A 16564-nucleotide genomic window follows, 5' to 3' on the forward strand; every position below is an offset into this window, starting at 1 on the left:
CAACTACACGGATGGCGGCTTCGCAATCCCCGCCGCCGGCCGCGGCATGTACAAGCTGTGGAGCGGCAATTGGGCAGTCTGGGGCGGTGGCACCTACACCATCAACGAGAAGACCTCGTTCAACACCCAGATCTCGTATGACGAGGGCGAGAATCTCGGCGTCGTGGCGAACATCGCCTACGATATCGTCCCCGGCCTGACGATCACGGCTGAAGCCTCCTACTTCCATCTTGGTGATGAGAGCGTCAGCAACTGGACCGGTGCCGATGACGACGACAACTTCGGCGGCCAGCTCCGCTTCCAGCGCTCGTTCTAATCAGCAGTGTTTGACTGAAATCGAACCCGGCGGGCAACCGCCGGGTTTTCTCGTATCGGCGTGGCTGTCAAGGGCGGAATGTATGGCGCGGCCGATGCCGGCCATGGTCGTTCTGTGCTGGATTTTGGTCTGTGATTTCTAATAGGTTGGAAGCCGATCGGCTGCGCACAATGAAAGCAGCAGCGATCCTTCGCGCCCCCTCTGTCCCTCTCGAAAGAATCTGCACCGCAGCAGCGCTTGCCAAGGAACAGAATAGGGAGTTCGTTCCCGCCCTTTTGGGGGAAGACGGCTAGTGGCATTTAGCTGTTCGTTGGGATTGGCGGCTGAAGGTCGGTTGGGAGCAAGCCTATGCGCTTGCCACCCTCGCGGTCCACGCAATGTGGATTGCCGACCTCAAGTCAAATCTCTGCAAGATCGCCCAACGACTGTATAAGCGGCTGAATTTCGTTTTCATAATTCTTCCAGCGCTTGACCGATGATTTGTAAATCGGCTGACGAACCTGCCAGCGACTGGGCGTGTTGACCGAACCATTCCTATCGAAAAAGCGCAGGCAGGCGTCATCCCAAGGCAGCCCGAGATAATCTATGAGGCGGCGTGACTGCGCTTCCTGGTCCTCGACCAGCGTTTCGTAGCGATTTTCGAAGATAAGGCCTGGAAAAACCTTGTTCCAATGCTGCATCAGGCGGTCATACTCGCGATAGTACAGGCCTAGTGTTTTCAGGTCGGTATTGTAGCTGTGCCCCTCGCTAAAATTGAGGACAAAGCAGGAGACGCAATTGTCGATGGCGTCACGACGGCAATGAATGATGCGTGCGTTGGGGAAGAGAAGCCCGACAAGGCCGATCAGTTCAAAATTGTGCGGCATCTTATCCACGACGCGAAGTGCGGCAGGCGCCCGCTCCCGCAAATAGGACAGATGCTCTTCGGCCAGCGTTCTGGACAGGTCTTCCGTGATCGACATGACTGGCTGGTGCAAATCTCCAGCCGATGATGTCTTCAGACCGATCGCATTCGCGACCCGCCTTAGTTTGCTAAGCTCCCCTGCACCATGGACATCGGGATGGCTGGCGCAGATCTGCTCCGTGAGCGTCGTTCCCGAGCGGGGCATGCCAACCACGAACACAGGCACTTCGGAAGGATTTCCATAGCCGGCCCGGGCGGCCAAAAAGTCCGGTGTGAAGGTTTCAATCATCGAATCGATCCACCGACGATACAAGTCGATGTCGAACTTGTAGCCGGAGGCCTGTTTCGCCCTGTTGAAATGATCGAATGCCTCATCATAGCGCTTGATGTCGTTTAGCACCTTGCCGGCGGCGAGATGGAGTTGCTGCGCGGCTTCCGAACCAAGTTTCGGATTACCGAGTTCGCGAAGGATGGATTGGAGCTCCTCTGGCTCCTCGGTGAACTTACGTGTCTGTACAAGGTCGTTGTAGGCAGCCGGCACCCCAATACGGCGATCGATCGCTTCTTTCAGATAGTCGGCGGCTTCATCCATACGCCCTAAGCCGCTGAGCGCGCCGGCCAGCCCGGCTCGCACCTTGGGATGATCGCGGTTGATTTTCAGCGCCTTCTCGTAAAGCGGCAAAGCCATGTCGGGTTTGTCAAACGCCGTGTAGGTGCGGCCCAATGCGCAAAGTGCTTCGATAAGGCCGGGCTGCAGTTCCAAGGCGTACTGCATATGCCTGATTGCGTGCGAATACTCGCTGACCTTCACATAGGCCTCGCCCAGGCTGAGGTGGTAGTAGGGGTTTTTAGGGTCCTCGCCGACCGCCCGTGCGAAATATCGCAAGGCCCTCTCATCATCGTAACCCAAGTATACGGTACCCAAGATGTACAAGGCGAGCGGATGGTTTGGCGTGCGCGCCAGAACCCGAAGGCATAGGTCCTGAGCCTCGTCGAGCCGCTTGGCCTGCTGAAAGGCATATGCCTGTTTCAGCAGCGCGTCGTCGGCCTGCGCACGCGACTGGGCGTTTCCTTTCTGCGGGCTCGCTAAAGGCTTCACTATCGGCACCTTCGCTTTCGGCGCGGGTCCAGGCTTGATGTGCTTTGACCAAGCGGGTGGGAGTCGATTGTTCATAATATCTCGCTAGCAAAAAGAGATTATCTCGCTAGCAAAAAGAGTGGGGAGAATCCAGCATGCTGGTTGCAGCCAAGGCGGGAGCTTGCGCGGCTAACTGTGCCGCGCTAGCAAGAAGGCCCCTTTTCGAACGAGCCTTTGCCATGCGCCAGCGCCCTCCCCTCACGCCGATCGTCAGTGCGCTTCCCTCGACGGTCCCGTTTGTCGGCCCGGAGGCGCAGGAACGTGGTCGGGGTCGTGCGTTTCGCGCCCGCATCGGCGCCAATGAGAGCAGTTTCGGGCCCTCGCCGCGCGTCATCGCCCGCATGGCCGGCCTCGCCCGCGACATGTGGATGTATTGCGACCCCGACAATCACGATTTGAAGGTGGCTGTCGCTGCGCATCTTGGCGTCAGTGCCGAAAACGTGGTGGTCGGCGAAGGCATAGACGGGTTGCTCAGCCTAGTGGCGCGCATGTATGTGGCGCCGGGCGACGCGGTGGTCACATCGCTCGGCGCCTATCCGACCTTCAATTTCCATATTGCCGGCGTCGGCGGCCGGCTGGTCGCGGTTCCCTATGAGAACGACCGGGAAAGCCTCGACGGCCTATTGGCTGCGGTCGCCAGGGAAAATGCGGCGCTGGTCTACCTGTCCAACCCGGACAATCCGATGGGCAGTTGGTGGGAAGCGGCCGAACTCATCCGCTTTATCGAAGCCCTGCCGGAGACCACAATGCTGGTGCTCGACGAGGCCTATGGCGAGTTGGGCCCGGCCTCGGCGCTGCCGCCGATCGATGTCGCGCAGCCGAACGTCATCCGCATGCGCACCTTCTCGAAGGCCTACGGGCTGGCCGGCATACGCTGCGGCTATGCGGTGGCCGAGGCCCAGGTGATCCGCGATTTCGAGAAGATCCGCAACCATTACGGCGTCAGCCGCATGGCTCAGATCGCCGGCGTGGAGGCGCTTGCCGATCAGGACTATCTCCAAAACGTGGTGGCGCGAGTCGCTGCCGGCCGCCGGCGAATCGCCGAGATCGCCGAGGCCAACGGGCTGAAGCCGCTGCCCTCGGCGACCAATTTCGTCACCATAGACTGCGGCGGCGACGGCGCCTTCGCGCTGAACGTGCTGCAGGCGCTGCTGTCGCGCGATGTGTTCATCCGCAAGCCGATGGTGCCGGTGCTCGACCGCTGCATCCGGGTCAGCGTCGGCCTCGACCACGAGCTCGACATTTTTGCTGAGGAAGTTCCGGGCGCGTTGGCGGCGGCACGGGGGAACTGAAAGGCGCTCTTCCTTCTCCCCTTGCGGAAGAAGGTGGATCGGCGCGTAGCGCTGAGACGGTTGAGGGTGTTGGACGGAGTGCCGGCGGTGCCAAGCTGGAACACCCCTCATCCGACCTCGCGGAGCCTGTCCTCGGGCTTGCCGGAGGCAAGACCCGTGGGCGAGGCCACCTTCTCCCACAAGGGGAGAAGGAAGAGCCGCGGCTTGCGCCGTCTCGCCTGCCGGACGTTCGATGTACATCCCTTGAATTAATTGAACGTTCATTTTATTATCACGCTTCTCGATGAGGTGACCATGGCGCGCACGACCGGTTCGGACGGGGAAAAGACCGAAGCTGCGGTCCGCGAGGCGGCGGTCAGCCTGATCGCGCGTCTTGGCTACGAGGCGATGTCGATGCGCCAGCTGGCCGCCGAGGTCGGCGTGCAGGCGGCGGCGCTCTACCGCTATTTCCCGACCAAGGAAGACCTCTTGTTCACGCTGATGCGCGAGCACATGGTAGGGCTGATCGAGGCGTGGGAGGCGGCGCGCCCGGCCGCGGCCGATCCGGCGACGCGGCTCGCCGCCTATGTCAAAAACCACATCGCCTTCCACATCGAACGCCGCCATTCCACCCATGTCTCGAACATGGAATTGCGCAGCCTTTCGCATGATCGCCTGACGCAGATCCTGCGCCTGCGCACGACCTATGAAAAGGAGCTGCGCGCCATTCTGCGCGACGGCGCAGAGGCGGGCGACTTCAGCGTCGAAGACACAGGTCTGACTGCCATGGCGCTGATCCAGATGATGACCGGCGTCATCGTCTGGTTCCGGCCGGGCGAGCGGCTATCGATCTCGGAGGTAACCGCCACATATCTTTCAATGACGATGCGCCTGGTTGGAGCAAAGGCCCACGGCGCGACAAAGACCTACAGCGTCGCAGCCCCTTCCGGCGAGCAAAGGACGTTGTAGCTTTTTGGTTTTGCGCATGATCCACCGCGAAAATCGAATTCGATTTCGGGGTCATGCGCCGGGAGGAACGGCATGTACACGCACACACTTAACTTCGGGCTTGACGAAGACATCGAGGCGTTGCGCGACCTGGTGCGGCGCTTCGCCCAGGACAAGATCGCGCCGATCGCCGCCGAGATCGACCGTTCGAACGAATTTCCGGCGCATCTGTGGGCCGAGCTCGGTGGGCTCGGGCTGCTCGGCATCACCGCCGATCCGGATTTCGGCGGCACCGGCATGGGCTATCTCGCTCATGTTGTCGCTATGGAAGAGATTTCCCGCGCCTCGGCCTCGGTCGGCCTCTCCTACGGCGCCCATTCCAACCTCTGCGTCAATCAGATCAATCGCTGGGCCACGCCGGCGCAGAAGGAGAAACATCTGCCCGCTCTATGCACCGGCGAAAAGGTCGGCGCGCTAGCAATGTCGGAAGCCGGCGCCGGCTCCGACGTCGTATCGCTCAAACTGCGCGCCGAAAAGCGCAACGACCGCTACGTTCTCAACGGCACCAAGATGTGGATCACCAACGGCCCGGATGCCGAAACACTGGTCGTCTACGCCAAGACCGATCCGGAGCTCCATTCGCGCGGCATCACCGCGTTTATCGTCGAAAAATCGATGGCCGGGTTTTCCGTCGCGCAAAAGCTCGACAAGCTCGGCATGCGCGGCTCGAACACCGGCGAACTTGTGTTTGAGAATGTCGAAGTGCCGTTCGGCAACGTGCTTCACGAGGAAGGGCGCGGTGTCGAGGTGCTGATGTCGGGCCTCGATTACGAGCGCACGGTGCTCGCCGGCGGCCCGCTCGGGTTGATGACGGCGTGCCTCGATGTGGCGATCCCCTATGTGCACGAGCGCAAGCAGTTCGGTCAGCCGATCGGCGAGTTCCAGCTGGTGCAGGGCAAACTCGCCGACATGTATACGACGATGAATGCCGCGCGCGCCTATGTCTATGCCGTCGCCGCCGCCTGCGACCGCGGCCAGACGAGCCGCAAGGACGCCGCCGCTTGCGTGCTGTTCGCTGCCGAGAAGGCGACGCAGATGGCGCTCGACGCCATTCAGCTGCTGGGCGGCAATGGCTACATCAATGACTATCCGACCGGCCGGCTTCTGCGCGACGCCAAGCTCTATGAGATCGGCGCCGGCACCAGCGAAATCCGCCGCTGGCTGATCGGGCGCGAAATCATGGCGGAGGGGGTATAAGATGGCTACGCTCCAGTCGCAGATCTCGCCAGCATCCGACACGTTCCGCGCCAATGCCGAGCGCATGCGGGCGTTGGTCGCCGACATTGCGGAAAAGGCGGCAACCGTCGAGCGTGGCGGCTCGGAGGAAGCGCGTGAACGGCACCAGAGCCGCGGCAAGCTTTTGCCGCGCGAACGCCTCGCCCAACTGCTCGACACCGGCTCGCCCTTCCTCGAAATCGGCCAGTTCGCGGCGTGGTCGATGTATGGCGAACACATCTCATCGGCCGGCATCATCGCCGGCATCGGCCGCGTCGAAGGCACCGAAGTCATGGTCGTCGTGAACGACGCCACGGTGAAGGGCGGCACCTATTATCCGCTGACCGTAAAGAAGCATCTGCGCGCACAGGAAATCGCGCTGCAGAACAAATTGCCTTGCGTCTATCTGGTCGACAGCGGCGGCGCCAATCTGCCAAACCAGGACGAGGTGTTTCCCGACCGCGACCATTTCGGCCGCATCTTCTACAACCAGGCCAACATGTCGGCTTCAGGCATACCGCAGATCGCCTGCGTCATGGGCTCGTGCACGGCGGGCGGCGCCTATGTGCCGGCGATGTCGGACGAGACGATCATGGTGCGCAACCAGGCGACCATCTTCCTCGGCGGTCCGCCGCTGGTGAAGGCCGCTACCGGCGAGGATGTCAGCGCGGAGGAACTGGGCGGCGCCGATGTGCACACGCGGCTTTCCGGCGTTGCCGACCATTATGCGCTGGACGACGAGCACGCACTGGCGATCGCCCGCCGCATAGTCAAGAACCTGAATCGAAAGAAGGAGATCGGGCTGGCACTTCGCGATCCGATTCCGCCGCTTCATGCAGCCGATGAGCTCTACGGCATTGTGCCGACCGATCTGCGCCAGCCCTATGATGTGCGCGAAGTGATCGCGCGCATCGTCGACGGCTCCGAGTTCGACGAGTTCAAGCAGAATTACGGCACCACGCTCATCACCGGCTTTGCCCATCTCAACGGCATGCCGGTCGGCATCATCGCCAACAACGGCGTGCTGTTCTCCGAAAGCGCCCTCAAGGGCGCGCATTTCATCGAGTTGTGCTGCCAGCGCAAGATCCCGCTGATCTTCCTGCAAAACATCACCGGTTTCATGGTGGGGCGAAAGTACGAGGCCGGCGGCATCGCCAAGGACGGCGCCAAGCTGGTGATGGCCGTCGCCACGGCGCGCGTGCCGAAGGTGACCATCATCATCGGCGGCTCGTTCGGCGCCGGCAATTACGGCATGTGCGGACGCGCCTATTCGCCTCGGTTCCTATGGATGTGGCCGAATGCCCGCATTTCGGTGATGGGCGGCGAGCAGGCGGCCACCGTGCTGGCCGTCGTCAAGCGCGAGGGGATCGAGCGCAAAGGCGGAGAATGGAGCGCAGAGGAAGAGGCAAAATTCAAGAAGCCGATCCTGATGAAATACGAGCACGAAGGCCACCCGCTCTACTCCTCCGCCCGGCTCTGGGACGACGGCATCATCGACCCGGCCAAGACGCGCGAGGTGCTGGCGCTCAGCCTATCGGCGGCGCTGAACGCCGGGATCGAGGATACACGGTTCGGCGTGTTCAGGATGTGAGATGAGCGAAATCGACCACAGAATTCGCGTTCATACCGGTGACATCACCAAGCTGGCTGTCGATGTCATCGTCAATGCCGCCAACACCTCGCTCTTAGGCGGCGGAGGCGTCGACGGCGCCATTCACCGGACGGCCGGGCCTGAACTTCTGACTGAATGCCGGATGCTAAATGGCTGCAAGGTCGGCGACGCAAAACTCACCAAGGGCTACAGGCTGCCGGCACGCTACATCATCCACACGGTCGGCCCGGTCTGGCAAGGCGGCGACAAGGGCGAAGCCGAGTTGCTCGCCTTCTGCTACCGCCGGTCGCTCGAAATCGCCGCCGCCAAGGATTGCCGGACGGTGGCATTTCCGGCGATCTCGACCGGTGTATACCGATATCCAAAGGACCAGGCGACGCAGATCGCCGTTGGCACGGTGAGCGCCTTCATCGGCCACAACGCGCTTCCGGAAACCGTCACCTTCTGCTGCTTCGACCAGCAGACGGCAGAACTGTACCGGCAGACCGTTGCTGCGCTCGGCGGCGCGTGACCAAAATAGGTAAGAAAACCCCTCGGAAGTTTTCATATTTATTTTCATTCGCCGATCTGGTCAGATGAAAGAATCGCGGCTATTGCTCATTGCTAATACCAATGGGGATTGGGCGAAGATGAGACTGCAGCTTTTTCAGAAAACAACTATGCCGGTACTTGTGGGGTTGCTTATATTAGCGGCGCCTGACCTTGGGGCGGCAGAATCGCTGGCGGGAAGCAAGGGCGACAGCCGCTACCCTGTGTATTTCGCGCCCGGCTCAACGGGAGGCTGTCAGAAGGCATACAAGGCCTATGTGGCGACTGGCAGCCATTCCGCCTATGCGTCGACCCCATTCAATTGGGCGACCGAGTTCATAGTTTGCGCGCGTGCGAATGGATCTTCGCAAAAGGCTGCAGAGGCACTGGCGCTGAAGGACTGCCAATCCGCCCGGAAGCAATACAAGGTCACGACAGCGGGAGTCTGCAGCATAGCCGCCTCCAAGTAGTAATGCCTGTTGGCCTAGTTCTTTCCAGGGGGAAAAAATGAGACCGAGATACGTCCAGAGAACAATTGCATCGATACTTACAGTGTTGCTTATACTCACGGTGCCAGGCGTCGGAGCGGCGGAATCGCTGGCGGGAAGCAAAGGCGACACCCGTTTCCACCCATATTTGCCGCGGAACTCGAAGGATCCGTGTACCAAGGCTTTCAAGGCCTATGTCGCGGCCAGCGGCCATTCAGCCTATGCGACCACCCCATACATGCGGGTGACTTCGTTGTACATCGTCTGCGGCTCGCGCTTGAATGCACCGTCACAGAAAGCTGCCGAAGAACTGGCGCTGAAATCCTGTCAGGCCACCCGCAACAGTTACAAGGTCACGACAGGTGGGGGTTGCGAGGTCGCAGCCTCCAAATAGTCAAATATCTGTCAGTTTTGGGTTCTTCAAATGGGCTGGGCAATGAAATCCATCAAACGAGCGATCATCGGTGCTTGCAGGACTGCTTATGGTCACTGGATCGAATGTCGGCGCTGCGGAATCGCTGGCGGGAAGCAAGGGCGACGTCCGTTTCTATCCATATTTGCCGCCAAGCCCCTGATCGACCGGGCACCAAGGCTTACAAGGCCTATGTAGCGGCCAGCGGCCATTCAGCCTACGCAACCACTCCGTATTCCCGCGTGCGTTCGCTGTACATCATCTGCGGCTCGCGCTTGAATGCGCCGTCACAGAAGGCTGCCGAGGATCTGGCGATGAAATCCTGTAAAGCCACCCGCAGCTATTACAAGGTCACGACAGGCGGAGGTTGCGAGATCGCTGCGTCCAAGTAAGCAGGCCTGGCTTACCGATCCTTTGACAATCGCCGGACTGCACAGCAGGGTGTTGCCACAGCTCGCGTGAGGGAGCATTCGCGCCGTTGGCGGCAAGCTCTGGCTTTGGAGGTCCCATGTTCGCGAAAATCCTGATCGCCAACCGCGGCGAGATCGCTTGCCGGGTGATCCGCACGGCACGCAAGCTGGGCGTGCGCAGCGTCGCCGTCTATTCCGACGCCGACGCCGGGGCTTTGCATGTCGCGATGGGCGACGAAGCTGTGCATATCGGCGCCTCGCCTGTCGGCGAAAGCTATCTGCGCGGCGACAAGATTGTCGCGGCGGCTTTGGCCACCGGCGCGGAAGCCATCCATCCGGGCTACGGTTTTCTGTCGGAAAACCCTAATTTCGTCGACCAGGTGACGGCTGCGGGGCTCTTCTTCATCGGCCCGTCGGCGGCCTCGATCCGCGCCATGGGACTGAAGGACGCGGCCAAGCGGCTGATGGAGACGGCCGGCGTGCCTGTTGTGCCGGGCTATCACGGCGAGGCGCAGGAGATTGTGCTGCTCGCCTCCAAGGCACGAGAGATCGGCTATCCCGTGCTGATCAAGGCGCGCGCCGGTGGCGGTGGCAAGGGCATGCGGCGCGTCGAACACTCCGACGACTTTTCCGAGGCGCTGTCGGGTGCGCGGCGCGAGGCCAAGGCCGCTTTCGGCGACGACCGCGTGCTGGTCGAGAAATATATCGACAAGCCGCGCCACATCGAGGTTCAGGTATTCGGCGATAGCTTCGGCAATGTCGTGCATCTCTACGAGCGCGACTGCTCGGCGCAGCGCCGCCACCAGAAGGTGATCGAGGAAGCCCCTGCCCCCGGCATGACGCCGGCATTGCGCAAGGCGATGACGGAGGCGGCGGTGAAGGCCGCCAAGGCGATCAACTATTCCGGCGCCGGCACGATTGAGTTTATCGTCGATGCCTCGCAAGGGCTGAAGGCCGACCGCTTCTGGTTCATGGAAATGAACACCCGCCTGCAGGTCGAGCACCCCGTCACCGAAATGGTCACAGGCATCGACCTGGTCGAATGGCAGTTGCGGGTAGCGTCCGGCGAAAAGCTGCCGAAGACGCAGAGCGAGATCACGTTCTCCGGCCATGCCTTCGAAGCGCGCATCTATGCCGAGGACGCGGCAAAGGGTTTTTTGCCGGCGACGGGCACGCTGCATCACCTGAAATTTCCGGATTCCGCGCCCGAGGGCACCAGCATGCGGATCGAGACCGGCGTGCGGGCCGGCGATGCCATCTCGCCCTTCTACGATCCAATGATCGCCAAGCTGATCGTGCACGGCAAGAGCAGGCAGGCGGCACTCGAAGCGCTGGGCATAGCCCTTTCGCAGACCGAGATCGCCGGCTCGACCGTCAACACCGCCTTTCTCGCTGCTCTTGCCGTTGATGCGGGCTTTTCGGCAGGCGATGTCGATACCGGCCTGATCGGCAGGCATCAGCAAGCGCTGACCGCAGTCCCGCCGCCGAGCAGCGAGATCGTCGCCGCAGCCGCATTTGCGGCGTCCGGCGCCGGGACTCAGGCGCCGTCCAACGATCCGTGGTCGTCGCTTGCCGGTTATTCGCATTTCCACACTGTTCCGCGGCGCACGCGGCTACGATACGGCGATGATGAGATCGTCGCGCTCGTGTCGGTGCGGCCGGACAAGCGCTTCCAAGTGGCACTGGACGCACCCTATGACAGCGGCAGTCCGCTCGATCTTCGCGCCGCCCCTCGCCTCGCCCGCTGGCCAGGCCATGTCACTGTCTTTTCGGGCGCCATCGGCTACAGCTTCGCGGTGCCGGACCCGCTGGCGAGGGCCGACGAAATCGCTGCCGGCTCTGACAGCCTGCGCGCGCCGATGCCTGGCCTGGTCAAGCTGGTGCGCGCGGCAAGAGGCGAGGCCGTCATCAAGGGTCAGCCGCTGTTGATCCTGGAAGCGATGAAGATGGAGCACACGATTTCCGCGACTCATGACGGGACCATCGCCGAGATCGCAGCGGAAGGCGCACAAGTCACCGACGGGACCGTGCTGGTGCGTTTTGCCGAGGAAGCCCATGTCTGACCGCTGTCCCTTCATCCAAGAGGCGACGTCGAAGACACGCGCCACAAACGCGTGCCCGAAATGAAAATGGCCGGGTCTGCCCCGGCCATCTCCGATTGTCGCTAGGCGCTAAAGCGCGTCTCATGCGACGCGCTTTAGTTCTTGTTTTATGGATGTCGCTATCGCAAAACCGCTGCGCACTTTTGCGCGACATGCATTAGCCATTACGGCTGGATCGGCGCGTATTTGCCGTCGTGCCACTGGTTGATGTCGTAGCTGACGTTCTTGAGGTCGCCCTTTTCATCGAAAGTGACAGGGCCAACGACGGTGCTGATCGGCTCGCCATTCTTCAGCGCTTCGGCAACCTTGCCCGGGTCGTCGCTGCCGGCGCGCTTGATACCCTCGGCAAAGGCCTGGATCACGGCATAGGAGAACAGCGTGAAGCCCTCGGGCACGAAGCCGCCCGCCTTGATCTTTTCGATGGCTTCCTTGGCTTCGGGCTTCGCCTGCGGATCCGACGGGAAGACAAACATGGTGCCTTCGCCGGCCGGACCGGCGACCTGCCAGAATTCCGGCGTGGCGATCGAGTCCGGCATGATCAGCTGATACTTCAGGTTCTGTTCCGCCGACTGGCGCAGGATGAGGCCGGCTTCGGGGTGGTAGCCGCCGAAATAGACCACATCCGCCTTCAGGTCCTTGAGCTTGGTGACAAGCGCCGCGTAGTCTTTTTCACCGGCGTTGATGCCCTCGTAAAGGATCTCTTTGAGACCGTTCTGGTTCATCGTTGCCTTGACGGCGTCGGCGACGCCCTGCCCATAGGCGCTCTTGTCGTGCATGATGACGACGTTCTTGCCGGCATATTTCTTGGCGATCCATGGACCGATGAAAGCGCCCTGCGCATCATCGCGCGTATAAAGGCGTATGATCGTCGGCCAGCCGGCTTTCGCGGCCGCGTCGGTCAGCTCTGGATTCGACGAAGCCGGACTCATCATCAGCGTCCCGGCTTCGGCGTAGACGGCCGAGGCCGGAATGCTCGAGCCCGAGCAGGCATGCCCATCGACGAACTTGACACCGTTGGCAACGATGCGGTTGGCGACCGAAACCGCCTGTTTCGGATCGCACTGGTCATCCTGTACGTCGAGCTTGATCTGGCGGCCTTCGACACCTCCAGCCGCGTTGATCGCGTCGGCGGCGGCTTGCGCGCCCTGCTTGAACTGGTCGCCGATGGTGGCAAGCTGTCCGGTCATTGGTCCGACCACCGAAAAGGTGATGTCTTCGGCGAACGCAACCGGCGCGCTCATCATCAGGCCGATTATGGCCGCGCTCAAAATACCCAACTTTTTCATGGTGACACAACTCCTCCACTCTCGCGCGGCCGCTCCGGCTGCGCCTCTTCCAGAGTGGCCGGGAGAATCTCACCCTTCGCCAAGCCTGTCTAGGCGCATCGGCGGCACTCAATTGGGCCTGCAGCCTTTCTGTTTGACCATGATCTTTTCCAAGAACCGGTTTCCACTTTGGGATCATGGTCAGAAAACGCAAAAGCCGCGCCTGCCTTGTTCCGGCCGGTCGCGGCTTTGTCGATCGAACAATCCCGAACGCTCACGCGCCCGAAAACCGCTCGCCTTCCCTGTCCGTGGCGCAGCCCGGCCGTATCCGGCCTGCCGCGTTCCTGTCATTGTTGGCACGACCGTCTTGCGCGGCCTTGTTCTTGCCGGCCGTCTTGCGCGGCCTCGACCTGAAGCGTCCCTGTCGGTATCTCAGTGCCTGATGAACTCAGGGCCAACTTAGTGCATTGTCATCCATTCGCGGGCTTCGCGCAGAGCCCTGGCGATCTCGACCTTCGACATGGCGGCCGACAATTCCGAGCGCAGTTCCGCAGCGCGGACCGAACCCTTGATCGCAGCTATATTGAACCATTTGTGGGCGGCGACGACATCGGTCTCGCAATCGCGGCCAGTCGCATACATCATGCCCAGTTCGAAAAGAATGTCGGCCTGGGCAGTTGCCCCCATGGCGCCGAAGCCGGCTTCAGGCATTTCAAAACGTGCCATTTCAATCCCCTGTTCTAGCCCCTGTCAGGCTCCCGAGAGCTGCCTCGTTCTGTCCCTTGGTATCTGTTGATAAACCTTGGGGGTGGCCGCTCTTTCTATGTTTTCGAGAATGAACCGGAGGCTTGAATCCGTCGTTAAGTGGCGTGCTTAATTTGAGGAAAACAAAGCTAAAACAAGAGGTAAACGCGAGAATTCGTTAAGGATGCAAAGCCAGCAATTTCGCCGGTTTGCATGAAATTTGACGAAAATTTGCGAGGCGAAGATCAAGACTCCGCTAACCACGGGAGACAAAGACGGAGTTGCGAACGTTTCATTTCTCACCGATGAGACCGCTTCGGGCGACCCGAAAATCCTGAAGTCTTCCGCAGCGGCACCGCTTTTGTTTTGTCGGGACGTGAATTAGCTTACGTTTGCGTAAAAGGCAGACCGGCGGGCGGAACATCCGGCCGGATTTCCACGGGGAGGACAAACATGTTTCGCAAAATCAGCATGGCCTTGGCGGCCACATTGATGATGGCCGGCACGGCTTGGGCCGATCCGATCGAGGGCAACTGGAAAACGCAGGCCGGCGCGACCGCCGTCATAGCCGGCGGCGGGGGAGCATTTTCCATCACGCTCAAATCAGGCAAATTTTCCGGCAAGCGCATTGGTTCGTTCAAGGTGTCCGGCGCCAATAAATATACCGGGACCATAACCGACCCGGAGACCGACAAGACCTATTCGGGCAAGGCCTCCGTCTCGGGCGCTTCGCTCAAGATGAGCGGCTGCGTGCTCGGCGGGCTGATTTGCAGGAGCCAGACCTGGCACAAGCTCTGATCATTCGACTGCCACAAATTGAAAACGGGGCCGCGAAGGCCCCGTTTTGTTTGCGCCGTCTGTTTGAGACACCGGATCGATCGGACGGGCCGCGCCTTCTGCGCGCTAGCTAACAGCAATTTTTGTGCATCGTTCGTCGCTGTCACCAAGATTTGGGGGGCAGCAAGACTGCGGGCCGGACCGCGCGGTGGCGGCGGGCACTCAACATTCCGTCGATAAATTTGAACCGCAGATGAACGCCGGGATCAGAACCGGTTCAGTTGCATCAGGGCATTCTCATGCGTGTTGAAGGAGACCACGCAATGTTCGCTCGCCGCTTCACCATCGTCTGCCTGCTGATGGGCCTGTTCGGCATGTTGTTCGCCATCCTGGTTGCCGAGGCCGGCCGCCCGGCCCGCTCCTGGGACCAGGCCAATTCCTGCCGGTTCGGTTGCCCGAGCCACCTTCGCCATTGAAGCCGGCAAAAACCAAGAGAGAAGCAACATACCATGAACCGCATCGTCGCCAACGCCCTCAAGGCCCTTCGGCTTGTGCCGCGGGCGACGCTCATCCTGACGGTTCTTGCAGCGCCGGTTCTGGCCGTCCCCACGATGCGCGCCGATGCCGGCTCGACGATCGAAGCGTTGAAGAAGAACGGCGTCGGCTTTGTGCTGTTGGTCAGCCTGCGGCGCGGCTAGGCCAATCGGCCTCATTGAATCCATTCAATAATGAAAACGATCCTTTGGCCCCTCCCAACCGTATGGCCAAGCCTCTATATTGGGTCATGGAAAAGCGAATCTATCCCCAAGCCATAGACTCAGTCGTGATGCCCGAGCCGTTTGGCCGGCAGATCTTCAATGATGCCGGAAAGGCCGTCGCGGCCCTGCAGGCCCTCTACGACCGCAACACCAAATTCCTGCGCGATTCCTTTACGGCGCTCGCCGCAGGCGGCGACAACAACAAGCGCTACCGGGCCTTTTACCCCGAGGTCGGCGTCACCACGACTTCGTTCACCCAGATCGACTCGCGGCAGGCTTACGGCCATATGCCGACGCCTGGGCATTTCTCGACCACCATAACCCAGCCCGCCCTTTTCGAACGCTATCTCATCGAACAGCTTCGCCTGATCATGCGCAATCACGGCGTTCCGGTCACGGTTTCGGAATCGACGACGCCCATCCCGCTGCATTTCGCGTTCCTGGAAGGCTCCCATGTCGACGGCGCGGCAGCCGAGCGCATCAGGCGGCCGATCCGTGACCTGTTCGACGTGCCGGATCTCGACGGCACCGACGACCAAATCGCCAACGGCACGTTCGAAGTGGCTTTAGGCGAAGCCAGGCCGTTGGCGGCGTTCACGGCGCAACGCATCGACTACTCGCTGCACCGGATGTCGCACTATACGGCGACCAGTCCCCAGCATTTCCAGAATTTCGTGCTGTTCACCAACTACCAGTTCTACATCGACGAATTCGTCGCCCGTGCGCACGAGTTGATGGCGAAAGGCGGCGGCGGATACGTCGAATTCGTTGAGCCGGGAAATGTCGTCACCAAGGCTGGACAAAGCGCGCCTTGCCATGGCGTGGCGCCGCCGCGCCTGCCGCAGATGCCGGCCTATCATCTGAAGAAGCCGAACCATGGCGGCATCACGATGGTCAATATCGGCGTCGGCCCCTCCAACGCCAAGACGATCACCGACCACATTGCGGTGCTCAGGCCGCATGCCTGGGTGATGCTCGGCCATTGCGCCGGGCTGCGCAACACCCAGGCACTGGGCGACTATGTGCTGGCGCATGCCTATGTGCGGGAAGACCATGTTCTGGACGATGATCTTCCGGTCTGGGTGCCGATCCCGCCGCTGGCCGAAATCCAGGTGGCGCTGCAGGAGGCGGTCGCCGAAGTCACCGGTCTTTCCGGCTACGACCTCAAGCGTATCATGCGCACCGGCACCGTCGCCACCATCGACAACCGCAACTGGGAGCTGCGCGACCAGCGCGGGCCGGTGCAGCGGCTGTCGCAGTCACGGGCGATTGCGCTCGACATGGAATCGGCGACGATCGCGGCCAATGGCTTCCGTTTCCGCGTGCCTTATGGCACACTGCTTTGCGTGTCCGACAAGCCCCTGCATGGCGAATTGAAGCTGCCCGGCATGGCGACCGAGTTCTACAAGCGCCAGGTGGCACAGCATTTGACCATCGGCATCAGGGCGATGGAAAAGCTGGCTGAGATGCCGATGGAACGGTTGCACTCGCGCAAGCTCAGAAGCTTTTCGGAAACGGCATTCCAGTAGCACAGATCGATCGACCGGAGCATGGCCGGAGCTTGGTAAGAGCGCAGCAGGGCATTTCGCCATCTTGATTGGGCCGCATTTCTACCG

General features: G+C 61.2%; 16 protein-coding genes. 13 read left to right on the forward strand and 3 right to left on the reverse strand.

From position 1 onward, the window contains the following. A partial coding sequence (locus ACWTU8_RS17045) for a porin (RefSeq protein WP_455849090.1) occupies positions 1 to 316 on the forward strand: 316 nt, incomplete at its 5' end. Positions 317 to 714: 398 nt separating this feature from the next. Here ACWTU8_RS17045 and ACWTU8_RS17050 read toward each other — a convergent pair. Next, entirely contained in the window at positions 715 to 2394 is a 1680-nt protein-coding gene (locus tag ACWTU8_RS17050) for a tetratricopeptide repeat-containing sulfotransferase family protein (protein ID WP_455849091.1), read from the reverse strand. A gap of 143 nt (positions 2395 to 2537) precedes the next feature. On the opposite strand from ACWTU8_RS17050, the gene ACWTU8_RS17055 reads away from it, so the two are divergent. From ACWTU8_RS17055 to ACWTU8_RS17090, 8 genes are all read left to right on the forward strand, one after another. Beyond that, positions 2538 to 3650, forward strand: coding sequence for a pyridoxal phosphate-dependent aminotransferase (locus tag ACWTU8_RS17055; protein WP_455849092.1), 1113 nt, complete (start codon positions 2538 to 2540; stop codon positions 3648 to 3650). Between the two features lie 294 nt (positions 3651 to 3944). Beyond that, complete coding sequence (locus ACWTU8_RS17060; protein WP_455849093.1) at positions 3945 to 4598, forward strand: TetR/AcrR family transcriptional regulator; 654 nt, start codon at positions 3945 to 3947, stop codon at positions 4596 to 4598. A 72-nt stretch (positions 4599 to 4670) separates the two neighbouring features. Continuing rightward, positions 4671 to 5834, forward strand: coding sequence for an isovaleryl-CoA dehydrogenase (locus tag ACWTU8_RS17065; RefSeq protein ID WP_455849094.1), 1164 nt, complete (start codon positions 4671 to 4673; stop codon positions 5832 to 5834). A gap of 1 nt (position 5835) precedes the next feature. Beyond that, positions 5836 to 7443, forward strand: coding sequence for a carboxyl transferase domain-containing protein (locus ACWTU8_RS17070; protein ID WP_455849095.1), 1608 nt, complete (start codon positions 5836 to 5838; stop codon positions 7441 to 7443). A 1-nt stretch (position 7444) separates the two neighbouring features. Further along, positions 7445 to 7975, forward strand: coding sequence for an O-acetyl-ADP-ribose deacetylase (locus ACWTU8_RS17075; protein WP_455849096.1), 531 nt, complete (start codon positions 7445 to 7447; stop codon positions 7973 to 7975). A gap of 524 nt (positions 7976 to 8499) precedes the next feature. Then, positions 8500 to 8874 carry a hypothetical protein gene (locus tag ACWTU8_RS17080; protein ID WP_455849097.1) on the forward strand — a complete coding sequence of 125 codons (375 nt, stop codon included), beginning with the start codon at positions 8500 to 8502 and terminating at the stop codon, positions 8872 to 8874. Positions 8875 to 8978: 104 nt separating this feature from the next. Further along, positions 8979 to 9284, forward strand: a complete 306-nt coding sequence (locus tag ACWTU8_RS17085; RefSeq protein WP_455849098.1) for a hypothetical protein — start codon at positions 8979 to 8981, stop codon at positions 9282 to 9284. A 116-nt stretch (positions 9285 to 9400) separates the two neighbouring features. Beyond that, positions 9401 to 11365, forward strand: a complete 1965-nt coding sequence (locus tag ACWTU8_RS17090) for an acetyl/propionyl/methylcrotonyl-CoA carboxylase subunit alpha (RefSeq protein ID WP_455849099.1) — start codon at positions 9401 to 9403, stop codon at positions 11363 to 11365. A 203-nt stretch (positions 11366 to 11568) separates the two neighbouring features. Here ACWTU8_RS17090 and ACWTU8_RS17095 read toward each other — a convergent pair whose 3' ends face one another. Further along, positions 11569 to 12690 (reverse strand): branched-chain amino acid ABC transporter substrate-binding protein, encoded by a 1122-nt coding sequence (locus ACWTU8_RS17095; protein ID WP_455849100.1) that lies wholly within the window; start codon positions 12688 to 12690, stop codon positions 11569 to 11571. Between the two features lie 438 nt (positions 12691 to 13128). After that, positions 13129 to 13395 (reverse strand): SEL1-like repeat protein, encoded by a 267-nt coding sequence (locus tag ACWTU8_RS17100; protein WP_027152750.1) that lies wholly within the window; start codon positions 13393 to 13395, stop codon positions 13129 to 13131. Positions 13396 to 13866: 471 nt separating this feature from the next. Between ACWTU8_RS17100 and ACWTU8_RS17105 the strand changes: the two genes are divergently transcribed. The 4 genes from ACWTU8_RS17105 (at position 13867) to ACWTU8_RS17120 (ending at position 16477) form a co-directional block, all read left to right on the forward strand. After that, positions 13867 to 14211 (forward strand): DUF2147 domain-containing protein, encoded by a 345-nt coding sequence (locus tag ACWTU8_RS17105; protein WP_455849101.1) that lies wholly within the window; start codon positions 13867 to 13869, stop codon positions 14209 to 14211. A 302-nt stretch (positions 14212 to 14513) separates the two neighbouring features. Further along, positions 14514 to 14666, forward strand: coding sequence for a hypothetical protein (locus tag ACWTU8_RS17110; RefSeq protein WP_165778487.1), 153 nt, complete (start codon positions 14514 to 14516; stop codon positions 14664 to 14666). A 33-nt stretch (positions 14667 to 14699) separates the two neighbouring features. Beyond that, complete coding sequence (locus ACWTU8_RS17115) at positions 14700 to 14888, forward strand: hypothetical protein (RefSeq protein ID WP_455849102.1); 189 nt, start codon at positions 14700 to 14702, stop codon at positions 14886 to 14888. Positions 14889 to 15016: 128 nt separating this feature from the next. After that, on the forward strand, positions 15017 to 16477 hold the full coding sequence (locus ACWTU8_RS17120; protein WP_240992499.1) for an AMP nucleosidase: 1461 nt from the start codon (positions 15017 to 15019) through the stop codon (positions 16475 to 16477). Positions 16478 to 16564: the final 87 nt, after the last annotated feature.

This window comes from Mesorhizobium sp. BHbdii (assembly GCF_053848045.1).

Bases quoted from the DNA above. Each gene is read 5' to 3' on its own strand.
- ACWTU8_RS17080 (WP_455849097.1), top strand. From the start codon at position 8,500: ATGAGACCGAGATACGTCCAGAGAACAATTGCATCGATACTTACAGTG.
- ACWTU8_RS17070 (WP_455849095.1), top strand. From the start codon at position 5,836: ATGGCTACGCTCCAGTCGCAGATCTCGCCAGCATCCGACACGTTCCGC.
- ACWTU8_RS17050 (WP_455849091.1), bottom strand. From the start codon at position 2,394: ATGAACAATCGACTCCCACCCGCTTGGTCAAAGCACATCAAGCCTGGA.
- ACWTU8_RS17100 (WP_027152750.1), bottom strand. From the start codon at position 13,395: ATGGCACGTTTTGAAATGCCTGAAGCCGGCTTCGGCGCCATGGGGGCA.
- ACWTU8_RS17105 (WP_455849101.1), top strand. From the start codon at position 13,867: ATGTTTCGCAAAATCAGCATGGCCTTGGCGGCCACATTGATGATGGCC.
- ACWTU8_RS17060 (WP_455849093.1), top strand. From the start codon at position 3,945: ATGGCGCGCACGACCGGTTCGGACGGGGAAAAGACCGAAGCTGCGGTC.
- ACWTU8_RS17120 (WP_240992499.1), top strand. From the start codon at position 15,017: ATGCCCGAGCCGTTTGGCCGGCAGATCTTCAATGATGCCGGAAAGGCC.
- ACWTU8_RS17055 (WP_455849092.1), top strand. From the start codon at position 2,538: ATGCGCCAGCGCCCTCCCCTCACGCCGATCGTCAGTGCGCTTCCCTCG.
- ACWTU8_RS17110 (WP_165778487.1), top strand. From the start codon at position 14,514: ATGTTCGCTCGCCGCTTCACCATCGTCTGCCTGCTGATGGGCCTGTTC.
- ACWTU8_RS17085 (WP_455849098.1), top strand. From the start codon at position 8,979: ATGTCGGCGCTGCGGAATCGCTGGCGGGAAGCAAGGGCGACGTCCGTT.
- ACWTU8_RS17065 (WP_455849094.1), top strand. From the start codon at position 4,671: ATGTACACGCACACACTTAACTTCGGGCTTGACGAAGACATCGAGGCG.
- ACWTU8_RS17095 (WP_455849100.1), bottom strand. From the start codon at position 12,690: ATGAAAAAGTTGGGTATTTTGAGCGCGGCCATAATCGGCCTGATGATG.
- ACWTU8_RS17115 (WP_455849102.1), top strand. From the start codon at position 14,700: ATGAACCGCATCGTCGCCAACGCCCTCAAGGCCCTTCGGCTTGTGCCG.
- ACWTU8_RS17075 (WP_455849096.1), top strand. From the start codon at position 7,445: ATGAGCGAAATCGACCACAGAATTCGCGTTCATACCGGTGACATCACC.
- ACWTU8_RS17090 (WP_455849099.1), top strand. From the start codon at position 9,401: ATGTTCGCGAAAATCCTGATCGCCAACCGCGGCGAGATCGCTTGCCGG.